The sequence below is a fragment of the Acidovorax sp. T1 genome, from assembly GCF_002176815.1.
Classification (GTDB): domain Bacteria; phylum Pseudomonadota; class Gammaproteobacteria; order Burkholderiales; family Burkholderiaceae_C; genus Acidovorax.
This window is the reverse complement of the sequence record NZ_CP021648.1, coordinates 2,762,598-2,783,341: the sequence shown is the minus strand read 5'-3', so window position 1 is coordinate 2,783,341 and position 20,744 is coordinate 2,762,598. Positions and strand designations below refer to the sequence as shown.

Sequence of the window (20,744 nt, the reverse complement as noted above, 5' to 3'; positions counted from 1 at the left end):
CAGCGGCAAGTATCATAGCCGCCGCTATGAACAAACCCTCCCAACGCGCCTCCCGCGCCCCAGGCGCTGCGGCCGCTGCCTCCGCCGCTGCCCATTCTCCCGCTCCGGAACGCGGCTTCAGCTACAGCCGCCCGTTCTTTGAAGACCTGGTGGACCGTGCCTTGGCCCACGCCAAGAAGCTGGGCGCCACCGACGCGGGCGCCGAGGCCTCCGAAGGTTGCGGCCTGTCGGTCAGCGTGCGCAAGGGCGAGCTCGAAAACGTGGAGCGCAACCGCGACAAATCCCTGGGCGTGACGGTGTACATCGGCAACCGCCGGGGCAACGCCAGCACCTCCGATTTTTCGGACAAGGCCATCGAGCAGACTGTGCAGGCCGCCTACGACATCGCCCGCTTCACCGCCGAAGACCCCATGGCCGGTTTGCCTGATGCCGACGACATTGCGCCGCCCGATTCCCACCGCGATCTGGACCTGTTCCACCCCTGGGCCATCGACAGCGAGCAGGCGGCCCACCTGGCCATGGAGTGCGAGGCCGCAGCCCTCAAGACCAGCCGCCGCATCACCAACAGCGAGGGTGCGGGCGTGTCGGCCCAGCAAAGCCATTTTTTCAGCGCGCACACGCGCGGCTTTCGCGGTGGCTATGCCAGCTCGCGCCACAGCTTTTCGGTGTCGCCCATCGCCTCGCTGCCCGGCCGCAATGCCGAGATGCAGCGCGACGCCTGGTACAGCTCCATGCGCGACGCCGCCGAACTGGCCTCGCCCGAGGCCGTGGGCCGCTACGCCGCGCAGCGCGCCTTGAGCCGCCTGGGCAGCCGCAAAATCCCCACCACGCAATGCCCGGTGCTGTTTGAATCCACGCTGGCGGCGGGCCTGCTGGGCGGTTTTGTGCAGGCCGTGAGCGGCGGCGCGCTGTATCGCAAGAGCAGCTTTCTGCTCGACTCGCTGGGCAAGATGGTCTTCCCCAAGCACATCGACATTCTGGAAGACCCCTTTGTGCCGCGCGGCAAGGGCAGCTCGCCCTTTGACGAAGAGGGCGTGCGCGTGGCGCCGCGCAAGGTGGTGCAGGGCGGGCGCGTGCAGGGCTATTTCCTCAGCAGCTACTCGGCGCGCAAGCTGGGCATGAAGACCACGGGCAACGCCGGTGGCTCGCACAACCTGGTGATGACCTCGCGCCTCACGCAAGCCAGCGACAACCTCGACGCCATGCTGCAAAAGCTGGGCACGGGCCTGTTTGTGGTGGAGCTGATGGGCCAGGGCGTGAACTATGTGACGGGCGACTACTCGCGCGGCGCCAGCGGTTTTTGGGTGGAAAACGGCCAAATCGCCTTCCCGGTGCACGAAATCACCATCGCTGGCAACCTGAAAGACATGCTCAAGGGCATTGAGGCCGTGGGCGCAGATGCCTACAACTACGGGGCCAAGACGGTGGGCTCCATCCTGGTCAACCGCATGAAGGTGGCGGGCAGCTGAGCCTTCGCTCTGCCACGCTCTTCACTGCAGAAGCAGCCTTTGGGCTGCTTTTGTTTTGATAGCTGTCAGCGCTTGATGGGTAAGCGCTAGAGCCCGATTTGGCTTGAATATTAGGTCGAAATCCCTGAGGCCGCAGCGCTACCGTGGCAGTGCGCCCCGCGCGCGGGCCTCTTGGCGGCACGCAACGCACGGGCTTTGTAAAGCATCGAACTGCCGCGCTCGCGTACCCCGGTAAAATGCACGGTTCGTCGAAAGAACCGTCATGGCCACGGCCATGGAAGGCTTTCATTCTTGAAACCAAAGGTGGTGAAGATGAACAAGCCTTTCATTTCGTTGTGTCCCGAAATCACTCGGGCCAATGCGCTCACTCTGATGGACTGGTTGGAAGATGAGGAAGTTACCCGCTTCCTGAGCGATTCGCGCCATGTCTCCCGATTCATCGAGCAGGTCATCGGCCGGGTCCAGTTGCCGATCCTGACCCATCTGTTCAACCAGGGCGGCCGGTTCTTCATGGCCTACGACCGGCATGACGTGCCGATCGGCTTCGTGCGCCTCGTCAAGGCGGGGCCGGACTGCGAAATGGTCCTGGTCGTCGGCAACCGCGACAACTGGGGCCGCAAGCTCGGCGCCAGCACCATCCGTGAAGGCATGAAGCTCGCCTTCTTCGACATGCGGGCCGAGAAGCTCATCGCCAAAATCCACCCGGACAACGGGCGATCCATCAAGGCCTTCCTGCACAGCGGCTTTCTGCTGGAAAACGAAACGCCTGCGATGAAGTCGTTTGTCATGAGCTCGGAGCGCTATCTGCGGCTCTTGCGCGAAAGCCCTGCAGTTCATGCCTCGGATATCTACATCACCGAGATCGACAAGGCCCGGCTCAGGAGCCTGGTCGAGCTCGAACGGGGTTCGGATATTTTTGAGCTGGAGCATGAGATCGAGCGGGCCATCGTCGTCGATCCATGGAATGTGGCGGAGGATGTCGTGACGATGAACTCCAAGGCCTTGCTGCAGGTGGACGACGAGAAGGTGGAAGTTGCGCTGGTTTACCCAGAGGATGCGGACGAACGTGCCGGGAAACTGTCGGTGAGCTCCGGCATCGGCACCGCGATCCTGGGCTACAAGGAGGGCGATGCCTTCAGCTGGCGGATTCCGAACCGAACCTGCCATATCCGGATTGACAAAGTGCTTTATCAGCCGGAAGCCGCGGGTGATTTTCACCTCTAGCTTGGCACGCTGCGCAGACCCGGATCCGGCATGTGCGGCCTCGCTGTGATGGCGTTCGCAGACTGCGGCGGCGCAGGCGCTGCAGATCACGCGAAATGAAAGCGAAAATGGCCGCTAGCCCTTGTCTAGCAAGCGCTGGCAGCTATCAAAATAATACCGACCGTTGTGTGGCCAGCCGGGGTTATCTCCATCAATCAGCCCGCCAGCGCGGCCTTCACAGCCGCCGAGACCTGGCCCATGTCGGCCTTGCCGGCCAGGCGGGTCTTGACCACGCCCATCACCTTGCCCATGTCGCCGGGGCCCACACCGCGTCCAAGTTCAGCGCCCAGCTCGGCCACGATGGCTTTCACGGCGGTCAGGGTTTCATCGGCCGACATGCGCTCGGGCAGGTAGGCCTGCAGCACGGCCATTTCGGATTTTTCCTTGTCGGCCAGGTCCTGGCGGCCCGCGCCTTCAAAGGCGGTGATGCTGTCCTTGCGCTGCTTGATGAGCTTGTCCACGATGGCGACGATGGCCGCATCGTCCAGCACGACGCGTTCGTCCACTTCCTTTTGCTTCATCGCGGCCTGCAGTAGGCGGATGGTGCCCAGGCGCTCGCTGTCCTTGGCGCGCATGGCGGTTTTCATGTCTTCGGTGATCTGGTCTTTGAGGCTCATGGCGGCTTCCTTCAGAAAGAGGGTGGAAGGGACAGGGTTTGCCAAAAGGTTTTCTGGCTAGGCGCAACGCCGCAGACAGTAGTCCAGCTACGGCAAGGCGTTGCAACGACGCCAGAAAGCCTTTTGGCAAACCCGAAAAAACAAAAACCCGCGCTTGGCGTCCCTAGCGCGGGTTTTGGGACCCAAGCAGGCTTGGGGTCCGAAGATCAGTACATCTTCTTGGGCAGTTGCATGCTGCGAACGCGCTTGTAGTGGCGCTTCACGGCGGCGGCCTTCTTGCGCTTGCGCTCGGCGGTGGGCTTTTCATAGAACTCGCGGGCGCGCAGGTCGGTCAGCAGGCCGAGCTTTTCAATGGTGCGCTTGAAGCGGCGCAGTGCAACGTCAAAGGGTTCGTTTTCTTTTACGCGGATCGTGGTCATTAGCTAATGTTTTCCAAATGGTGCCTGCAGAGGGGCTTGGGGAGATCGGGCCTCAAGTCCGTACAAAGCGGTTTCCCCGTCTGTAACTAGTATTTGGCCGACGGGGCATTGCCAGCAAAGCCGGAGATTATAGCCTTTATCCGCGCCTGTACAAGGGCCGCCCGTCTGTCCGCAGACACCGCGCCAGGATGGCATCTCGCGGGCGGCGCTGCAATGGCGCGGAAGTTGCTTCATGCTGTAACACTCTTATTCATCGGTGGGGTGCCCTGGCCAGCTGCCCGGGCGACTCCCGCCGCAGACACCATGGCATTCATGCACCGCGTATCGGGTTGGCTGGGCCGACTCAGTGTGGGCCGCAAGCTCATGCTCATCTATCTGCTGGATCTGACGGCGGTGATCTACGTCTCCAGCATCCTGATTCACGAAAAATACCTGGCCATTGACTTCACGCGCAAGGAAGTGGTGGGCACCACCTATGCCGCCGTGGTGCGCGACGGGCTGATGGGGCAGTTTCTGGACGCATCGCAGCAGCCACCGCTGGTGGCCGATGTACTGACCCGGCTGGACACTGTGCGTGCGGCACACGACGAGCAACTGCGCACGGCCGATGCCGGGCAGCGCTTTGGTTCGGCGTTGAAAGCGCTGGTGGGGCGCGCAGCCGAGGGTGGTGCGGGCGGTGATGCGCAGTCGCTCACCCACCTGCGCAGCCAGCTGCTGCGCGAGGGGCGCGAGCTGCTCACCACCGTGGGCAACCAGTCCAACCTGATCCTGGACCCAGACCTGGACAGCTACTACGTCATGTCGTTGGTGGTGCTGCGGTTTCCCGAGCTGCTGCAGGCGGTGCATGACACCGTCAGTTTTTTGAACGCGGCGCCGTCGCGGCGCGGGCCCCAGTGGTCATCGGAGCTGCTGACACTGGTGGGGCGGCTGGATGCGGTGATGCTGGGCATCGAGTCGGACTACAACCAGGCCTTCATTGCCGGATCGCCCGAGATGCGCGCCGCGCTGGTACGCCAGCGCGAGGCGCTGAAGGCGGCGCAGGAGGGCTTTCAGGCACTGCTGCAAGGCATTGCTTCGGGCGAGTCACGCCTGACGGTGGCGCAGGTGGGCGTGCAGGAGGCCCTGGTGCTGGGTGCGTTGCACGATGCCTGGTCGGTGGGCATTGTGGACCTGGAGCGTTTGCTGAACCAGCGCGTAGACAGCCTGTTTGCCCGCATGTGGCTGCACCTGGGCACGGCGCTGGTGCTGCTGGGCTGCATCCTGAGCCTGGTGACGCTGGTGGCCCGGCAGATCGCCAAGCCGCTGCAGCAGCTGGCCCGCGTGGCCGACGAGGTGCGCAAGAGCGGCGACCACACGCTGCGCGCGCACTGGGTCAGCCGTGACGAGATTGGCCGCCTGGTCACGGCCTTCAACGAAATGCTGGCCCAGCTCGACCGCGAACGCCTGCTGCAGCAGGAGCTGGCCGCCAGCGCCCGCGCGGCCGAGGCCCAGCGCGAGCTGGTGGAGGCCTTCCCCATCCCCATGGTCGTCACCTCGGTGCCCGAGCATGAGGTGTTGCACTTCAACGCGCCCGCCGCCCACTGGCTGGGCGGCCGCAAGACCGACCCCTGGGCCGTTGGGCTGGAGCCTGGCGTGCGTGCGCGCTTCTTCCAGCGCCTGGCGGACCATGGCTCGGTTGATGAATTTGAAGTGCGCTGGAAGGGCAGCCCCGAGCCATCGTGGGCCGTGCTGTCGGCGCGGCGCCTGCAGTTCCAGGGGCGCGACTCGGTGCTCACGGCGTTCACGCCCATCAACGTGCTCAAGGTGATGGAGCAGCGCCTGGAGCTGTGGGCCAAGGTGTTCGAGGCCTCGTCGGAGGGCATCATCATCATGAACGCCGAGCAGCAGATCATCAGCGTGAACAAGGCGTTCTGCCGCAGCACGCACTACGACTTCTACGAAGTCATCGGCGAGGACCTGGGCTTTTTGCTGGACGAGGCGGGCGCCGAGCCGCTGTCGGCGCAGATCCAGCGCACCATGCTCGACAAGGAGTCCTGGCAGGGCGAGGTGCGGTTTCGCCGCCGTTCGGGCGAGACCTATCCGGCCTGGCTCATGGTGTCGGCCGTGCGCGAGGGCAAGGGCCATGACAACAGTGCAGGCGTGGCCAACCACATCGGCATTGCCATCGACATCACCGACCGCAAGCGCAGCGAGGAGCGCATCCAGTTTCTGGCCCACCACGACGTGCTCACCGAGCTGCCCAACCGTTCACTGTGCGTGCAGCGCCTGCAGCTGGCGCTGGCGCAGGCGCCCATCACGGGCGAAAAGGTGGCCGTGCTGTTCATCGACCTGGACCGCTTCAAGGCCATCAACGATACGTTGGGCCACCACATTGGCGACGGCCTGCTGCGCTCGGTGGCGGCGCGCCTTACCCAGGCCGTGCGCAGCCGCGACACCGTGAGCCGCCTGGGGGGCGATGAGTTCGTGGTGGTGATGCGTGACGTGACCGGGCGCGAGGATGTGCAGCAGCTGGTGGAGCGGCGGCTGATCCCGCTCATCCGCCAGAGCCATCCGGTGGAAGGGCACGAGCTGAACGTGTCCTGCAGCGTGGGCATCGCCGTGTACCCCGAGGACGGCAGCGACATCGACGAACTCATGCGCCGCGCCGACGCCGCCATGTACGAGGCCAAGACCACCGGGCGCGACATGGCGCGGTTCTATTCGATGGAGACCGACCAGCGCGCCGTGGCCCGCCAGACCATGGAGCAGCACCTGCGCCGTGCGCTGGAGCGCAACGAACTGAGCCTGCACTACCAGCCCCGCCTGAGCGCCAAAGGCGCCCAGCTGCTGGGCGTGGAGGCCCTGCTGCGCTGGACCAGCCCGGTGCTGGGCGCCATCCCGCCCAGCGAATTCATCCCCATCGCCGAAGAGACCGGCATGATCCGCGCCATTGGCAGCTGGGTGCTGCAGCAGGCCTGCGAGCAGTGGGTGCGCTGGCAAAACCTGGCGCTAGACACGGGCCCGGGCGACGCCGTGGCGCTACACCCCTTGGCCCAGGTGTCGATCTCGGTCAACCTGTCGGCCGCGCAGATGTCCGACCCATCGCTGGTGACCGACATCGAGGCGCTGCTGGCCCGCACCGGCATGCCCGCCCACCGGCTGGAGCTGGAGATCACCGAGTCCCAGTTGATGGACAACGCCCATGCGTCCGAGCTGCAGCTGGCGGCGCTCAAGCTGCTGGGCGTGCAGCTGTCCATCGACGACTTTGGTACGGGGTATTCCAGCCTGGCCTACCTCAAGCGTTTCGACGTCGACCGGCTCAAGGTGGACAAGTCCTTTGTGCACGACATGCTGACCAACCCCGCCGACATGGCCATCACCCGCGCCATCATCGCCCTGGGCCATACGTTGGGCCTCAAGATCGTGGCCGAGGGCGTCGAAGACCTGGCCACGGCCCAGGTGCTGAGCGCGCTGGACTGCGAGGAGCTGCAGGGCTACCACTTCAGCCGCCCGCTGCCGGTGCCAGAGCTTGAGGCCTGGGCCTGCCAGCACTGGCCGTCGGGAGTGCCGGTGCGCGAGGTGCTGGCGGCCGCTTGACGGAGCGTTGACTTGTCAGTGCGCCATGGCCTCCGCCATTGGCAGCGCCTGGGCGCATGCATGGGCGCTGGCCCAGGCCCACTGGAAGTTGTAGCCGCCCAGCCAGCCCGTCACGTCCACCACTTCGCCGATGAAGTACAGGCCCGGCTGCGTCTTGCACTCCATGGTCTGCTGCGACAGCACGCGCGTGTCCACGCCGCCCAGTGTGACCTCGGCCTTTTTGTAGCCCTCGGTGCCGGTGGGCGTCAGCTCCCAGCGTGCCAGCTGCTCGGCCAGCCGCGCCAGGGCCTTGTCGCTGGCCTCGTTGATGGGGCGCTGCCAGTCGGCCTCGCGCCCCGCCCAGGCATCGGCCAGGCGGCTGGGGACCAGCGTGGCCAGCTCGTTGGCAACCAGCTTGCGCGAGCGGGCCTTGCCCTGCGCCAGCGCAGCGGGCAAATCGACCGTGGGCGCCAGGTTGATGGCCAGCGGTGTGCCCTCTTGCCAGTAGCTGGAGATTTGCAGCACCGCAGGGCCCGACAGCCCCCGGTGGGTGAGCAGCAGGTCTTCGTCAAAGGCCATGCGGTTTTTCTTGGCCCCCGTGCTGATCTGCACCGGCAGCGCCAGCCCGGCCAGTTGCGCATACGGCGCCCACCCCGCGCCGTCAAACGTCAGCGGCACCAGGCCCGGACGGCGCTCGATGAGCGGGACGTTGAACTGCTGCGCGAGCCGGTAGCCAAAGTCGGTGGCTCCGATCTTGGGGATGGACAGGCCGCCGGTGGCAATCACCAGCGAGCGCGCCGCTACAGGCCCCCGATCGGTATCAATTTGATAGCTGCCTGCGCTTGATGTGCCTGCGCTAGAGGCCAAAAACACTATATTTTTGACCCCGCAAGGCTGCCAGCGGGTCACGCCACCCGCCGCGCACTCGGCCAGCAGCATGGCGATGATGTCTTCGGCCGAGCGGTCGGCAAACAGCTGGCCCTTGTGCTTTTCATGAAAGGCGATGCCGTGCTTTTGCACCAGCGCGATGAAGTCCGCGGGCGTGTAGCGCGACAGCGCCGAGCGGCAGAACTGCGGGTTTTGCCCCACGAAGTGTTTGTGCGGCGCCGAGGGGTCGAGGTCGCGGTTGGTGAAGTTGCAGCGCCCGCCGCCCGAAATGCGGATCTTCTCGGCCACCTTGTCGGAGTGGTCGATGAGCAAAACGTTCAGGCCGCGCTGGCCGGCCTGGGCGGCGCAGAACAGGCCGGCGGCGCCGGCGCCGATGACGATGGCGTCGTAAAAAGGAATGGGCACGGGGGTGATGGGGGTCGAAGCGGAAACGGCAATTTTGCCCGGTCAGCGCGGGCGGGCTTTTAAAATCAGAACATGAACATCCCATCCCACCAGCTCAGCATGACCGTGCTGATGACCCCCGACATGGCCAATTTTTCGGGCAACGTGCACGGCGGCGCCATTCTCAAGCTGCTCGACCAGGTGGCGTATTCGTGCGCCAGCCGCTATTCGGCCTGCTACGTGGTCACGCTGAGCGTGGACCAGGTGATGTTTTTGCAGCCCATCCATGTGGGCGAGCTGGTGACGTTTCTGGCCAGCGTCAACTACACGGGCTCGTCGTCGATGGAGGTGGGCATCAAGGTGGTGGCCGAAGACATTCGCTCGCAGGTGGTGCGGCATGTGAACAGCTGCTTTTTCACGATGGTGGCGGTGGACGAGGCGCGCAAGCCCGTGCAGGTGCCCCGGCTGTCGCCGTCCACAACGGACGAGCACCGCCGCTGGAATGCGGCCGTCATGCGCAAGACCCTGCGCAAGGAGCTGGCCGCGCGCTTCGAGCAGGCCCGTTCGGCGCCAGTGCCTGCACCCTTGGGCTGACCTTGGGCTGAGGGCTTTCAGCCTGCGCGGCGGTCGGCGCTTTGCCGCTTTGCCGCCCGCGTGGGCTGCGGGCAAGGTGCCTTGCCTCCAAAGCGGGCGCACCGTTTCGCTATGGCGCCTTCTGTCGCCCAGGCTCCAGGGGCAAACATTGCGCGGTACGTGAATTCGCCCAATGCCTGGCGCTGTCTGCCAGCTGCGCGGCGAGATCGGCCAGTGCGCTTTGCTGCGCCTGTACCACCTGGGGATAGGCGGGGCCGGCGGGTACCACTTGCCGCGTGCTGCACACCAAACGCGCGCCATTGGACTCGTCCGCGAACCCCAGGCTCCAGTCCGCATCGAGTTGCACCTGTTGGCCAGGCCAGGCATCGAAGCGGCGGATCTGCACCTTGATGCGCAGGACCGGCTTGCCCTTGGGGGGCGCCAGCCCTGCGACGTCGGTCGTGCCAAGGCGTTGCGTCAACTGTGCCGACAGTGCGCTGCGCGCTTCGTCGGCAAACGGGCCGATCCAGCGCTCGTCATTCAGGGCGACGACGGTGCTGTCGCCCTGGCGCACCAGCAGTTGGGACGTATCCAGCTGCGCCGGTATGCCGACGGGCAGCACGTCGATGAGGAAGGGGGGCGATGCGGCGGAGGTCGCGGCCGGGGGCGCTGAGGCTGCCGGTTGGGCTGTCGAATGGACCGCCGGTTGGGCTATGGGCGATGCCAGCGTGTGAAAGCGTATGGGGGTCGGGGCCTGGCAACCCAGAAGGCCGCCCGTGAGCGCGAGCAGCCCGATGCCGAAAAAGCGGTTCATTGCGAAGATTCCCGAAGATTGGAGGGTGATGAAGCGCCCGGTGCGGGCGGGGGGTCGCTGGGGCGGCCGCGCAGCAGGGAGTCGGGGTTGCGCCCCAGCAGGTCGGTCAGGGTGCGCAGCGACCTGGCCGCGCGCTGGGTTTCGAGCAGGGTTTGCTCCAGGTTTTGCTGCAGGGGGCCGTCCTCGGCGGTCAGGCCCTGTGCCGATTGCGTGAGACCCTGCACGGATTGCGCAGTCTGCTGGAACTCTTGGGCCATTTGCTGGAGCCGCTGCAGCGTGCGCGTGGTTTCGGGCAGCATCTGGGTGTTGACCTGTGTCAGCGTCTGGTTGAGCCCCGATAGCGAGGCGTCGAGGTTGCGGCCGATCGAATCCAGCGGCATTTTCTCGACCTTTGTGATGATGTTGGCCAGCTGCTCCTGCATCTTGTCGAAGCTGCCGTCGATCGTGGGGATGGAGATGGGCCGTGCGCTGGCATCAAATGCCACCTTGGGCGCATTGGGCACGAAATCCAGGGCGATGTAGAGCTGGCCCGTGAGCAGGTTCCCCGAGCGCGCCTGGGCGCGCAGGCCGTTATCCACCATGCCCTGCAGGAGCCGCGCTGACGTCTCGTCGGGGGAGTCCGTCTCGCGTTTCGGGAGCTTGTCCAGCACCCGTCCCAGCCGCTGGGGATAGATGAGCACACCGACGATGGTGGGAAAGCGGTGGGCGTCGGCGTCGTAGTCCACACTGATCGACACCACCCGGCCCAGGTCCACGCCGGCGAACTGCACGGGGGCGCCAGTTGACAGGCCGCGCAAAGGCTGGCGGAAACGCAACTGGATGAACTGGGCTGGCCCGTCCGGGGGCGCCATGGCTTCGGCCTGGTCCTTGGAGACGGTGAACTCCGTGTTCTCGGCAGCCGCTGGAGCGTCGCGGTACGCGGGCGTGGCAAACGCCAGGCCGCCGGCAACGATCGTGGCCACGGATTGGGTCTTGAGCTTCAGGCCATCGGCGCTGATCGACAGGTCGACGCCACTGGCATTCCAGAAGCGCGTGTCGGTGGTGACAAACGCGTCATAGGGCGCATCGACAAAGACCAGCAGCCTGACATGCTTGCCCGCTGGGTCCAGTTGGTACGAAGCGACACGGCCGACCGGGATGCGTCGGTAGTAGATGGGCGAGCCGACATCCAGGGAGCCGAGGTCGTCGACCAGCAGGGTGAAGGACTTGCCGGCCGCGCCGCCCACGATGGTGGGTGGGGTCTCCAGGCCGGCAAAGTCCGTGGCGGACTCTTGCTTGCTACCCGCGTCCGCCGAGATGTAGGCGCCGGAGAGCAGCGTGTCGATGCCCGATATGCCGCCCGTGCCGATGCGTGGCCGCACCACCCAGAAACGCGTGTCCTGGCGCGTCAGGCGTTCGGCGCTCTTGTCCAGCGCTACCGTGGCGACCACGTGCGAGTCGTCGTCGCTGAGCCGGATGGCCGTGACGGTGCCGACGGTGACGTCCTTGTACTTCACGGGCGTCTTGCCTGCCTCCAATCCCGCTGCGGTCCTGAACGTGATGGTGATTTCGGGCCCAGCGGACATCCAGGCATGCACCAGCATCGACACGCCGATCAGGGCCGCAACGGCCGGCACCAGCCAGACCAGCGATGGCCGCATGGTGCGCTGTTGAATGGTGGGTGTGGCGGGGGAGGGTGTTGCGCCGTGGGGATCATTCATCTTTATTACCGTCCCAGATCAACCGAGGATCAAAACTGATGGCCGACAGCATGGTGAGAATCACCACCATGCCAAAAAAGAGGATTCCAATGCGCGGCGCGATGTCGGCCAGACCCTGGAACTTCACGAGGGCCGCAATCACGGCGACGACCAGCACATCGAGCATCGACCAGTAGCCGATCACTTCCACCATGCGGTAGAGCTTGCTGCGCTCACGTCTGGCCCAGGAAGTGCCACGGCCCGTGGTCACGAGCAGCAGGCCGAGGGTGAGAAACTTGGCACAAGGCACGGCAACGCTGGCAATGAAAATCACCAGCGCGATGCCATAGGAGCCCGAATTCCAGAACGCCACCACGCCGCTCATGATGGTGCTGTCCATGCCGCTGCCGAGCAGGTTGGTGTACATGACGGGCAGCACGTTCGCGGGGATGTAGAGGATCAGGGCCGCGATCAGGAGCGCCCAGGTGCGCCCCAGGCTGTTGGGCTTGCGCCGGTGCAGCGGCGCACCGCATCGGGGGCAGTGGACGTGGCCTTGCCGATCCAGTACATCCTCGCAGACCAAGCCGCATGCATGACAGGACACCAGCCCCGTCTCCAGGGCGCGCGCATGCGTGCTCATGGCGCCACCTTGCCGCGGGGCCTGTCACTGTCGGTGAAGTCCCAGAGCCAGTGGACGTCGCGGTTGGCCACGAGCGTGATCAAGATCATCAATGCCGTCGTCGCCCAGATGCCCGCGCCAGGCACGACGTCCACCATGCTCAACAGCTTGATGACGGACACCAAAATGCCCAGCAGGGCCACTTCAACCATGCTCCAGGGGCGCAGTCCCACGAGCATGCGCATGGCCAGGGAAAAACCTGGGGCGCGGCGGCCGCCGCGCGCATGGCCCAGCACCCACAGCAAGAGGCTGATCTGCATGAACGGGATCACGATGATGGCGATGGCGGTGGGGACGGCGATCGGGGCCGCCTGGCCTTGGGCGAGTGCCGCAGCCGATTGCCACAAGGTGGCTTGGCTGTGCAGTCCCTGCAGGCTGATTTTCACCACCGGACAGACATTGGCGATCACGAAGGCGACCGCCGCGGCAACGGTAAGTGCCAGCCACCGGTCGATGTCGAGCCGGCTGGCGCGATAAAGAACCGCATCGCATTGTCCGCAGCGAGCCAATTCGCCGGGCGCCAAGGGCGCGCGCGCGTAGATGGTGTCGCAGTGCTCGCAGGCAACCAGATTCGTGAACGTTTTCATATTTAACGTGCCACTGTTGTCGGGATGTCGCGCCAAATCTCGCTTTCAGTCTTGAAGTTCGAACCATCGGGCCATGCGCGCATCGAAAAAATGGCTTCCATTTGTTGCGTCGCACATGGCGCAATATATTCTCTGTTCGCTTGACAGAAGTCATGTCCTTGCGCGGCAGGATGGTTCAGAGCCTGCAAGCATTGAGCGGCACGGATGCAGCTTGCCGATGGGCATGGGCAGCATTTCCACCGAATCGGCATCGAACGGACGCACAGGCGCACCAGGCGCGCTCCGTCTGGGCCTTGGTGCAGGCGCTCGATCTTCAAGCCCTGTACGCGCAGTTCCGCGCCGTTTTCAGGGGCAAGCGCAGTTGGCGGACTTGGGGGGGCTCAGCCCGCGCGCAGCGCCATCGACGGCACATCGGACGACGCCAGCGCCACGCCCTGCACCACATCGCCCACCACGATCACCGAGGGGCTGGCCAGCTTTTCACGCGTGATGGTGGCGTGCAGCCGGCCCAGCGTGGTGATGGCATGGCGTTGCTGGGGCAGGCTGGCGTGCTGGATGATGGCCACGGGGGTGTCGGCCGGCAGGCCGGTGAGCAGCTCTTGCTCAATGTGCCCCGCGCCGCTGACACCCATGTAGATCACCAGCGTCAGCCGGGCGTTGCGCGCGGTGGCGGCCAGCTGGCGCCAGTCGGTGCCAGCGTCGCCGGGCTTGGCGTGGCCCGTGATGAAGACCACGCCATGCGCATGCGCGCGGTGCGTGAGCGGTGCGCCAAGCGAGGTCAGCCCCGCTAGCCCCGCCGTGATGCCGTTGACCACCGTGACCGGCACCCCGGCGGCACGCAGGTGCTCCACCTCTTCGCCGCCGCGGCCGAAGATGAACGGGTCGCCCCCTTTGAGGCGCACCACGTTTTCGCCTTCGTTCACGGCCATGAGCATCAGCTTTTCGATGAAGGCCTGCGGCGTGCTCTTGCAGCCGCCGCGTTTGCCCACATAGACGATGCGTGCCGTGGGCGATGCGTGCGCCACGATGGCATCGCTCACCAAGTCGTCCACCAGCAGCACGGTGGCCGCCTGGATGGCCTTGAGCGCCTTGATGGTCAGCAGTTCCGGGTCGCCAGGGCCTGCGCCGACCAGAGTGCAGCTGCCGCCGGTGCCCAGGTGGGGTTTGGCTGTGGGCGATGTGGTGGAAGGCGTGGGGCGGCTCATGGGGATGTCTCCGAAACGGTTTGATCAGCAAGTCGCAAGATATGTTCCACCTGCCGTTCGATGGCGGGCGGCACGGGCAATTCACCGGCCAGCACGCGCTGTGTGTAGGTGGCGGTAGTGGCCACGTCGATGTCGGTGGGCAGCCCGGTGACCTCGCTGGCCGTGCCCGGCTGTTGTTCTTCGAGCACGGTGTGCACGCCGTGCACAAAACCGTCATAGCGCGGTGTGCGGCGCGGGTCGGTGGCCACTTCGCCTTCGAGCCCGCGCGAGAGCAGTGCGCTCGTGCCCAGCGTGCAAAAGGTGGTGCGCAGCATCTCGAAATATTCGGGGTGGGTGTAAGCCGTTACCACCACCGAAGGCCCCGCGCAGGGCGCCATCAGCTTGACGACGCTGTGCCCCGGGTTGCGCAGGCCCACCACGTCGCGCACTGACAGCAGCCGTGCCAGGCCCGCATGCAGGTGCTGCGTAGGGATATGGCGCACCGTTCCATTTGCTATCTTTTCAGGAGCTGCTAGCGCAGGCACATCAAGCGCTGCAAGCACATCCGATGCCAAAATTCGCCGCGCCTCGGTGCGCATGCCGTGCAGCAGCACGGGCAGGCCTTTGCGCGCCAGCAGCAGCGCCAGCAGCGGCGTCAGCACCGGCAGCTTGCGCGCACCGTTGTAGCTGGGCAGCACGATGAGCGGCCGGTCGCTGGCGGGCAGCAGCGCCAGGCGCTGGTGGGTGGCATCCAGAAAGCCGCACATCTCCTCGGGTGTTTCGCCCTTGATACGCATGGCGATGCAGAACGCACCGATCTCCAGGTCGCTCACCGTGCCGTCCAGCACCTGGCCGAACAGGTCGGCTGCCTGCTCGCGCGACAGCGGCTTGGCGCCGCGCGCGCCGCGCCCGATCTCTTTGATGTACTGGCTAATGCCCATGGTTTTGGTTGGCGGGATGGGTGAAACAGGGCTCCAGCGTCGTTATCTCGGCTTGCCGTACGCAAGTACTGTCTGCGCCGAGATGCCTAGGAGCCCTGTTGCACCCATCCTGATGCTGTGGGTGATTTGTTCGCTATTTTCCTTGAGTGCAGACAACTTTTGGTTATATGGTGGCCTGCGCCGTTGCAGGGGTTGCGAGCGGCCCGGTGGCGCGCACCATGCGCTTGAGCTCGGGCACGCACGAGCCGCAGTTGGTGCCGCAGCGCAGCTTGCCTTGCAACTGGGCCAGGCGGTCGTCGTCGGTGCCGTGGCAGTGCGCCAGCTCGGCGGTGATGGCGGCGTCCGTTACGTTCAAGCAGGTGCACACCGGCTTGCCGCGCGACTGCACCGCCACGGGGGCCTTGGCGCCGGGCACGAGCAGCAGGCGGCCGTAGGTCTGTGCGGGCAGTTCTTCCTGCAGCAGGGTCTTGAGCCAGCCTTCGGCGCTGGTATCGCCTGCGAGCACGACGCCTTCGAGCGTGGTGTTGTCGCCCTGGCGCGCCAGCCGGGCTGCGCGGCGCTGTCCGCGTTTTTTGTCGGCATAACGCAGCGTGTCGGCGCCCGCCATGCCCAGCAGGGTTTCGATCTGGGCGATCAAGGCGTCGGGCGGTGCTTCGTGAGCGGCGGCGCGCAGCAGCACGCCGGTGCGCTCGCGGCCCGGCTCGTCCAGCGGGGTGTTGTTGCTGAAGGGTACGCAGCTCGTGAACTGGAATGCGGAGAACTGCGCCATCAGTGCCGACAAGGCTTCGCGCGCAGCCAATGCCCCGTCAGCGGGCAACCACGCCATGGCCAGCAGCGTCCACGGCAGTTCGGCCTTGAGCACCTTGACGGCGGCGTGTTTCAGCTCCGGCTGTTTGGAGGTGGGGCAGAACGCAGACGTGGTGAGCGCATTCACACCCGCCAGCCGCTCGCCGGTGGACGAGATGCCGCTCAAGAATTCGCTGCCCCAGTGCATCGCCATGAACACCTGCGACAGGCCCAGCGTGGTGTCGGCCTGCACGGGCACCACGATGGAGCCGCGCTTGCTGGTCACATGCACCAGGTCGCCGCTGGCCAGCTTGCGCCGCTCCATGTCCTGCGGGTGCATCTGCAGGCTGGGTTCGGCCACATGGCCAAACAGGCGGCCCAGCGTGCCGGTGCGGGTCATGCCGTGCCACTGGTCGCGCAGGCGGCCGGTGGTCAGGCTGAAGGGGTAGCGCGATTCGCGTTGTTCGGCCGTGGGCTGCCATGCATGCGCAGCAAAACGCGCGCGGCCGTCGGTGGTGGGGAAGATGCCGTCTTCGTACAGGCGGGCCTTGCCCGTGGCGGCGTCTGCAGCGAACGGCCACTGCTGCGGGCCTTGGGATTCGAGCATCTCCCACGACAGGCCGGTGATGTCCAGGTCGCGCCCGCGCGTGCTTTCGCGGTGTTCGTTCCACACGGCCTCGGCGCCCGCATCGGCCGCGTCTGTGGTGTAAGGAAACAGCGTCGGCGCACCGGGCCGCAGTCTTGCCTCCAGCTGGTGCGCAAACTGCACCGCGATGGCCCAGTCGTGGCGTGCCGCACCGGGCGCGGGAACGGCCGCACGCACGCGCGAGATGCGGCGCTCGCTGTTGGTCACGGTGCCGGTCTTCTCGCCCCAGGTGGTGGCGGGCAGCAGCAGGTCGGCATAGGCACAGGTCTCGGCCGTGGCAAAGGCTTCCTGCACCACCACGAATTCGGCGCGCTGCAGCGCGCGGCGCACGGTGGCCTGGTCGGGCATGCTCTGCGCGGGGTTGGTGCAGGCAATCCACAGGGCCTTGATTTCGCCATCGGCGGCGGCCTGGAACATCTCCACCGCCGTCTTGCCGGGCTGGCTGGGCACATCGGCCACGCCCCACAGTGCGGCCACTTCGGCGCGGTGCTGGGGAAGGCCCAAGTCGCGGTGGGCGCTGAGCAAATTGGCCATGCCACCCACCTCGCGGCCGCCCATGGCGTTGGGCTGGCCGGTCAGGCTGAACGGGCCCGCGCCGGGTTTGCCGATCTGCGCAGTGGCCAGGTGCAGGTTGATGAGCGCGGCGTTCTTGGCGGTGCCGCTGCTGCTCTGGTTCAGGCCTTGGCAGTACAGGCTCAGGGTCGCTTTCGAGGTCGCGAACCACTTTGTCGCCGTGGTCAGGTCGGCCACTGAAATGCCGCACACCTGCGCCACGCGCTCGGGCGTGGCGTCGCGCACCAGGGCCTTGAGTTCGTCAAAGCCCGTGGTGTGCGCGGCGATGTAATTGGCGTCGATCCAGCCTTCCCACAGCATCAGGTGCAGCATGCCGTTGAACAGCATCACGTCGCTGCCGGGCTGGATGGGCAAAAACAGGTCGGCCATGCCGGCGGTGTCGGTGCGGCGCGGGTCGGCCACGATGACCTTCATGCCGGGGTTGGCGGCGCGTGCGTCTTCAATGCGCCGGAACAGGATGGGGTGCGCCCAGGCGGCGTTGCTGCCCACGATAAACAGGCATTGCGCGTGGTTCACGTCGTCGTAGCAGGCGGGTGGCGCGTCGGCGCCCAGGGTCTGCTTGTAGCCCGCCACCGCGCTGCTCATGCACAGGCGCGAGTTGGTGTCGATGTTGTTGGTGCCGATCAGGCCCTTGGCGAGTTTGTTGAAGACGTAGTAATCCTCGGTGAGCAACTGGCCGCTGACGTAAAAGCCCACGGCGTCGGGGCCGTGTTGGGCGATGGTTGCTGCGAATTTTTCGGCGGCCAGGGTGAGGGCTGCGTCCCAGGTGACGGGTAGCGCGGCCTCGTTGCGCTGCGCGCGGTGCTGGGGTTGCAGCAGGCGGGTTTGCAGGGTGATGGGGCTGGTGGCGGTGAGGTGCAGGGTGGAGCCCTTGGTGCACAGGCGGCCGAAGTTGGCGGGGTGGCTGGGGTCGCCGCGCACGCCGGTGATCTGGGGGCCCTCGGATTCGATAATCACGCCGCAGCCTACGCCGCAGTAGGGGCAGGTGGATTGGGTTTCTTGCATGGCGTGGGTTCTTCAGTGTTTTTGGGCTCTGGCGCTTTTGTGTCAAGCGTTGGTAGCTATTGTTTTGATGGTTTTTTGCGTGCTTTTTTGAGGGTGGGGGCCGGGTCTCGGCCCGGCGGCCGACTCACTTTCTTTTGCTTCGCCAAAAGAAAGTAAGCAAAGAAAAGGCGACCCACAGTCTGCGACCCCTTCGGGGCAAACCTGCGGCGGTGCGGTTGCGGGGTGCGCCGTGGAACTCGCTACGCGCTGGCGCGCTACGCTCAGACAACCACGGCGAGTCAGATGACGAGGCATGCGCGCTTCGACGCGCATGCTCACCCCGCAACCGCACCGCCGCAGGCGCAGCCAGATGGGGGGAACCACCGGACAGCCGAACAGCCCAACATCCACACGGGCCTTTGCTGCGCTCGGCCCCGTCTCGCGGGCGCAAGCGCCACGCGCTGCGCAACCTGGGCCGAGCGCAGCGATGGCCCGTGTGGCTGTTGGCTCCCAAACCCTTCTGGATGCGCCTGGGGCGCGCAGGGCGCGGGGTGGCGGGTGTGCCGCAGGACACACCCGCTTCGTCATCTGACTCGCCGTGGTTGTCCGAGCGCAGCGCGCCAGCGCGCAGTGAGTTCCACGGCGCACCCCGCGCACGAGCACCCCAGGTTGCCCGCAGCGAAGCGGAGGGTCGCAGACAGCAGGGTCGCCTTTCTTTTGGGTACTTTTCTTTGGCGAAGCAAAGAAAAGTGCCTCGCCCGCCGGGGCGAGACCCGGCCCCCACCCTCAGCAAAGGCACACCACCAAAAATAGGCAAACCCGCAAACATCTCAAACCCCAGCCACCCGCCGCGCAGGCCCGGCCACAGGCCGTGTCAGATCGGTAGCCACAGACGCCAGCTCATCGGCATCCAGATACACCGCCCCATCCTCTACCTTCACCGCAAACTTCGGCGTACACCCCTCATCCGGCGCCGCCGCCTGCCCATCGCACAAACCAATCGTCCAGTTGTGCATCGGGCAAGCCACCTGCGTGCCAAAAACGATGCCTTGGGACAAAGGCCCACCCTTGTGCGGGCAGCGGTCCAGCAGCGCAAAAACACCGCCCGCATCGTTGCGGAAAATCGCCACGTCCAGGCCCTTGTCCCGGGCCACGCGGCGCGAGCCGAGCACGGGGATGTCGTCCACGCGGCAGATCAGTTTCCATGTTGTCATTGCTATTCCTTTGGTAGCTGCTAGCGCTTATCCATCCAGCGCTAAAGGCACTTTTGTATGAGAAATGGATCAAGCCACGGCGATCGGAATGAACTGGCGTGTGTCCACCGCCGCCTTGTCCAACTCAAACCACGGGTCGGGCTCGCCGTCCAGTGCAAACTGCAGCTGCTCCCACAGTGCCTTGCGGCCTGCGTGGTCTTCCAGAATGCGCTTTTTCATATAGTCCAGGCCTACGCGGTTCACGTAGTGCACGGTGCGCTCCAGGTACCAGCCTTCCTGGCGGTAGAGCTCGCAAAACGCGCCGGTGTACTCCAGCACTTCTTCGGCGGTTTTCAGCTTGGTGAAGAAGTGGGCCACCTCGGTTTTGATGCCGCCGTTGCCGGCCACATACATCTCCCAGCCGCTGTCCACACCGATGATGCCGACGTCCTTGATGCCCGCCTCGGCGCCCCTGATGGCCACCCAAATTCCCCCGTCTATGGCCACCTCAAACTCCCCCACCTGAACTGATCGGGGATAGGGGTTTAACGCCGGCGTCGTCGGCACCTGTTGGCAGGACATTGATCCAGTCTTCCCCGAGGGAAGGCCAAGGAGTGAATGTCTTGAAGTCCAACCAACGCGCCACCATAGAGACACTGCTGGAGCGCAACACATCGCAACGCGAGATCGCCCGCATCACGGGCATCGACCGCAAGACGGTCAGGAGCTACCACCAGCGCTGGCTGGAGCAACTGCAGTCAAATTCCCCCGGGGTGGCCACCGGCTCGGCAGGTCAAATTCCCCCACCCTGGCCACCGGCTCCTGGGCCGGTGGCCACCTCCCTGTGCGAACCCTGGCGCGAGTTCATCGAAGCCCAGCTGCGGCTGAAGCGAAACGCCACGGCCATCTACCAGGACCTGGTCGACCAGCACGGCTTTGATGGCCAGTACAACTCGGTCAAACGCTTCTGTGCAAAGTTGCGGCACAAGGAGCCCGAGCAGTTCGATCGCCTGTCCTTCCTGCCCGGCGAGGAGATGCAGGTGGACTACGGCGAGGGCGCGCCCACCCGCGTGCCCGGCAGCGACCGGTACCGCAAGCCCCGCCTGTTCGTGGCCACCTTGCGGTATTCCCGTGCCAGTTTCCGGTGCGTGGTCTGGAAGTCCAGCCAGCAGATCTGGGCCGAGCTGCACGAGCGGGCCCTGCGGTACTTCGGGGGCTGCCCCCAGTACGTGGTGCTGGACAATCTGAAGGAAGGCGTCCTCAAGCCCGACCTGTACGAGCCCGATCTCAACCCGGTGTACGCCGCCGCCCTGGCGCACTACGGCGTGGTGGCCGACCCGGCGCGGGTGCGAGACCCCAACCGCAAGGGCACGGTGGAGCATGCCATCGGCCATACCCAGGCCACGGCCTTGAAGGGCCGGCGCTTTGAGTCCATCGAGGCCCAGAACGAGTTCCTGGCGCACTGGGAGAAGAGCTGGGCATCCAAGCGCATCCACGGCACCGAGCGACG

15 protein-coding genes and 2 pseudogenes are annotated in these 20,744 nt (G+C 65.6%); 5 read left to right on the top strand and 12 right to left on the bottom strand.

The features are described 5' to 3' along the window. Nucleotides 1-26 precede the first annotated feature (26 nt). Nucleotides 27-1,469, top strand: coding sequence for a metalloprotease PmbA (gene pmbA / locus CCX87_RS13115; protein WP_087746879.1), 1,443 nt, complete (start codon nt 27-29; stop codon nt 1,467-1,469). Nucleotides 1,470-1,781: 312 nt separating this feature from the next. Then, nucleotides 1,782-2,693, top strand: coding sequence for a bifunctional GNAT family N-acetyltransferase/nucleoside diphosphate kinase regulator (locus CCX87_RS13110; RefSeq protein ID WP_087748328.1), 912 nt, complete (start codon nt 1,782-1,784; stop codon nt 2,691-2,693). 194 nt (nt 2,694-2,887) lie between these two features. Here CCX87_RS13110 and CCX87_RS13105 read toward each other — a convergent pair whose 3' ends face one another. Together CCX87_RS13105 and rpsU are read right to left on the bottom strand one after the other, a co-directional pair. Next, on the bottom strand, nt 2,888-3,349 hold the full coding sequence (locus tag CCX87_RS13105; RefSeq protein WP_087746876.1) for a GatB/YqeY domain-containing protein: 462 nt from the start codon (nt 3,347-3,349) through the stop codon (nt 2,888-2,890). A 206-nt stretch (nt 3,350-3,555) separates the two neighbouring features. Next, nucleotides 3,556-3,768 (bottom strand): 30S ribosomal protein S21, encoded by a 213-nt coding sequence (rpsU, locus tag CCX87_RS13100; protein ID WP_005799779.1) that lies wholly within the window; start codon nt 3,766-3,768, stop codon nt 3,556-3,558. A 303-nt stretch (nt 3,769-4,071) separates the two neighbouring features. Here rpsU and CCX87_RS13095 point away from each other — a divergent pair, with 303 nt between their 5' ends. Next, a complete protein-coding gene (locus CCX87_RS13095) occupies nt 4,072-7,344 on the top strand; it encodes an EAL domain-containing protein (RefSeq protein ID WP_087746872.1) in 3,273 nt (1,090 codons plus the stop codon). Between the two features lie 15 nt (nt 7,345-7,359). Here CCX87_RS13095 and CCX87_RS13090 read toward each other — a convergent pair whose 3' ends face one another. Further along, nucleotides 7,360-8,616 carry an NAD(P)/FAD-dependent oxidoreductase gene (locus tag CCX87_RS13090; protein WP_087746869.1) on the bottom strand — a complete coding sequence of 419 codons (1,257 nt, stop codon included), beginning with the start codon at nt 8,614-8,616 and terminating at the stop codon, nt 7,360-7,362. A gap of 72 nt (nt 8,617-8,688) precedes the next feature. On the opposite strand from CCX87_RS13090, the gene CCX87_RS13085 reads away from it, so the two are divergent. Next, complete coding sequence (locus CCX87_RS13085; protein WP_087746867.1) at nt 8,689-9,189, top strand: acyl-CoA thioesterase; 501 nt, start codon at nt 8,689-8,691, stop codon at nt 9,187-9,189. Nucleotides 9,190-9,298: 109 nt separating this feature from the next. On the opposite strand, the gene CCX87_RS13080 is transcribed toward CCX87_RS13085, so the two are convergent. From CCX87_RS13080 to CCX87_RS13040, 9 genes and pseudogenes are all read right to left on the bottom strand, one after another. Further along, nucleotides 9,299-9,982 carry a PqiC family protein gene (locus CCX87_RS13080; protein ID WP_087746864.1) on the bottom strand — a complete coding sequence of 228 codons (684 nt, stop codon included), beginning with the start codon at nt 9,980-9,982 and terminating at the stop codon, nt 9,299-9,301. Then, nucleotides 9,979-11,682 carry a PqiB family protein gene (locus CCX87_RS13075; protein ID WP_087746861.1) on the bottom strand — a complete coding sequence of 568 codons (1,704 nt, stop codon included), beginning with the start codon at nt 11,680-11,682 and terminating at the stop codon, nt 9,979-9,981. Before CCX87_RS13075 ends, CCX87_RS13080 begins: the two co-directional genes overlap by 4 nt. Beyond that, nucleotides 11,675-12,301, bottom strand: a complete 627-nt coding sequence (locus CCX87_RS13070; RefSeq protein WP_087746858.1) for a paraquat-inducible protein A — start codon at nt 12,299-12,301, stop codon at nt 11,675-11,677. The genes CCX87_RS13075 and CCX87_RS13070 overlap by 8 nt, the downstream gene beginning before the upstream one ends. Next, entirely contained in the window at nt 12,298-12,963 is a 666-nt protein-coding gene (locus tag CCX87_RS13065; RefSeq protein ID WP_232476396.1) for a paraquat-inducible protein A, read from the bottom strand. The genes CCX87_RS13070 and CCX87_RS13065 overlap by 4 nt, the downstream gene beginning before the upstream one ends. A gap of 344 nt (nt 12,964-13,307) precedes the next feature. Then, nucleotides 13,308-14,132 carry a uroporphyrinogen-III C-methyltransferase gene (gene cobA / locus CCX87_RS13060; protein WP_087746852.1) on the bottom strand — a complete coding sequence of 275 codons (825 nt, stop codon included), beginning with the start codon at nt 14,130-14,132 and terminating at the stop codon, nt 13,308-13,310. Beyond that, the gene (ybiB, locus tag CCX87_RS13055) at nt 14,129-15,052 is read right to left on the bottom strand and encodes a DNA-binding protein YbiB (protein WP_087746849.1); all 924 of its coding nucleotides are present in this window, start codon (nt 15,050-15,052) and stop codon (nt 14,129-14,131) included. The genes cobA and ybiB overlap by 4 nt, the downstream gene beginning before the upstream one ends. A 163-nt stretch (nt 15,053-15,215) precedes the next feature. Beyond that, complete coding sequence (locus tag CCX87_RS13050; RefSeq protein WP_087746847.1) at nt 15,216-18,062, bottom strand: nitrate reductase; 2,847 nt, start codon at nt 18,060-18,062, stop codon at nt 15,216-15,218. Nucleotides 18,063-18,871: 809 nt separating this feature from the next. After that, nucleotides 18,872-19,255 (bottom strand): nitrite reductase small subunit NirD, encoded by a 384-nt coding sequence (nirD, locus tag CCX87_RS13045; protein WP_087746844.1) that lies wholly within the window; start codon nt 19,253-19,255, stop codon nt 18,872-18,874. Between the two features lie 69 nt (nt 19,256-19,324). Beyond that, nucleotides 19,325-19,702 (bottom strand): annotated as a pseudogene (locus tag CCX87_RS13040) (nitrite reductase large subunit); the annotation flags it as partial. A 146-nt stretch (nt 19,703-19,848) separates the two neighbouring features. Here CCX87_RS13040 and istA point away from each other — a divergent pair. Continuing rightward, nucleotides 19,849-20,736: pseudogene (istA, locus tag CCX87_RS21670) on the top strand (IS21 family transposase); the annotation flags it as partial. Between the last annotated feature and the right edge of the window lie 8 nt (nt 20,737-20,744).

Excerpts from the sequence above, each read along its gene's own strand:
- pmbA (WP_087746879.1), top strand. The coding sequence starts at position 27 with ATGAACAAACCCTCCCAACGCGCCTCCCGCGCCCCAGGCGCTGCGGCC.
- CCX87_RS13110 (WP_087748328.1), top strand. The coding sequence starts at position 1,782 with ATGAACAAGCCTTTCATTTCGTTGTGTCCCGAAATCACTCGGGCCAAT.
- CCX87_RS13105 (WP_087746876.1), bottom strand. The coding sequence starts at position 3,349 with ATGAGCCTCAAAGACCAGATCACCGAAGACATGAAAACCGCCATGCGC.
- rpsU (WP_005799779.1), bottom strand. The coding sequence starts at position 3,768 with ATGACCACGATCCGCGTAAAAGAAAACGAACCCTTTGACGTTGCACTG.
- CCX87_RS13095 (WP_087746872.1), top strand. The coding sequence starts at position 4,072 with ATGGCATTCATGCACCGCGTATCGGGTTGGCTGGGCCGACTCAGTGTG.
- CCX87_RS13085 (WP_087746867.1), top strand. The coding sequence starts at position 8,689 with ATGAACATCCCATCCCACCAGCTCAGCATGACCGTGCTGATGACCCCC.
- CCX87_RS13080 (WP_087746864.1), bottom strand. The coding sequence starts at position 9,982 with ATGAACCGCTTTTTCGGCATCGGGCTGCTCGCGCTCACGGGCGGCCTT.
- CCX87_RS13075 (WP_087746861.1), bottom strand. The coding sequence starts at position 11,682 with ATGAATGATCCCCACGGCGCAACACCCTCCCCCGCCACACCCACCATT.
- CCX87_RS13070 (WP_087746858.1), bottom strand. The coding sequence starts at position 12,301 with ATGAGCACGCATGCGCGCGCCCTGGAGACGGGGCTGGTGTCCTGTCAT.
- cobA (WP_087746852.1), bottom strand. The coding sequence starts at position 14,132 with ATGAGCCGCCCCACGCCTTCCACCACATCGCCCACAGCCAAACCCCAC.
- ybiB (WP_087746849.1), bottom strand. The coding sequence starts at position 15,052 with ATGGGCATTAGCCAGTACATCAAAGAGATCGGGCGCGGCGCGCGCGGC.
- CCX87_RS13050 (WP_087746847.1), bottom strand. The coding sequence starts at position 18,062 with ATGCAAGAAACCCAATCCACCTGCCCCTACTGCGGCGTAGGCTGCGGC.
- nirD (WP_087746844.1), bottom strand. The coding sequence starts at position 19,255 with ATGACAACATGGAAACTGATCTGCCGCGTGGACGACATCCCCGTGCTC.